Source organism: Methanophagales archaeon (genome assembly GCA_021159465.1).
In the GTDB taxonomy this organism is placed as follows: domain Archaea; phylum Halobacteriota; class Syntropharchaeia; order Alkanophagales; family Methanospirareceae; genus G60ANME1.
On record JAGGRR010000212.1, the window covers coordinates 1 to 1,139 of the forward strand.

Here is a 1,139-nt window from a genome sequence, read left to right on the forward strand (position 1 = left end):
CTTTATATGTCTTATCTGTGTCGCTATCTTTGCCCTTTTATGCTCATAAAGGTATCTATTTGCCTTTTCTATCTTTTCTCCTATGGCCTCTATCTTTGATAGCCTGGTTTTATGCATCTCTTCTGCCCTAAAAGGATTACGCCTTAAAATATAACGCACCCCTTCTTCTCTATCCTCCACCTCACATAGATCTTCATCAAATAGGCTTAACTGAAATACACCCTTAATAAGCAGGGTTTTTATTTGAGACTTGGTTATACTGGTGATGTAATGAAATCCTGCTGTTTTTAAGTCTTCAATCTCACCGCTTTTTATCATCCCCTTATCACCTACAAGGGTAATGTGCCTACAACCAAATCGCTCCTTTAGTGTCTCTATCTCTACCCTAACGGTCTTGTTATCCTTTGTATTCCCACAAAAGCCCTCAATACTTATGGGCTCTCCCTGTTCATCGGTAAGTAAACCATAGACAATCTGTTTCTTACCCTTTTTCTTATCCCGATTATATCCCCAATCCGCAAGCTCATTTTCCTTTCCCTCTAAATAAGAAGAAGTCACATCATAAAGGTAAAAAGAAGAACCATGACCCCTTACCTTAAATAGTTGATTCTCTATTTTTTCTTTATGTTCATATAGCCAATCAAGTGTTTTGTAGAGATCATCTTCATTAAACGCATTAAGATTAAGTATCTCTGCTACGGCATGATTTTGGGCCAGTCTTACCGCCGATAGCCTTGAGCCCTGATCTATCAGCCTGGCCATAATCAGCCACAGGGCCAAAAGGGCATTTTTACTATAACCCAGTGCTTGAGTAATGCCTAAATGATTGGCTATTTGATAAAGCACCGCCACAGGCCCTACATGCTTACCACACCAATAACTCCCTTTGGCCAGGTTTTTAAGCTCAACCAAGTTTTTCTTCATCTTAAGGGCAATCCGAATGGCCTCAATTTCTTCATCACTACAATGAGAGAGATTAGCAAGTGTGCGATGTTTTACCTTTCCACCTTCTCTATAGCCCTCTCTCAACAGCACCCTTTTATAGGTTTTATTTCCTCTTTTGTATTTGCAGATGTCCACATACATAGTGAGAATACATTAAACCAACTTTAACTTTTTGTCAAGACCTAACAGTAAAA

Annotated in this window: 1 protein-coding gene; it reads right to left on the reverse strand. The window is 39.2% G+C overall.

Annotated features, from left to right (window positions below):
- Positions 1-1,086 (reverse strand): IS1634 family transposase (locus J7J01_09045; GenBank protein MCD6211010.1); only part of this gene is annotated, 1,086 nt, incomplete at its 3' end.
- Positions 1,087-1,139 lie beyond the last annotated feature (53 nt).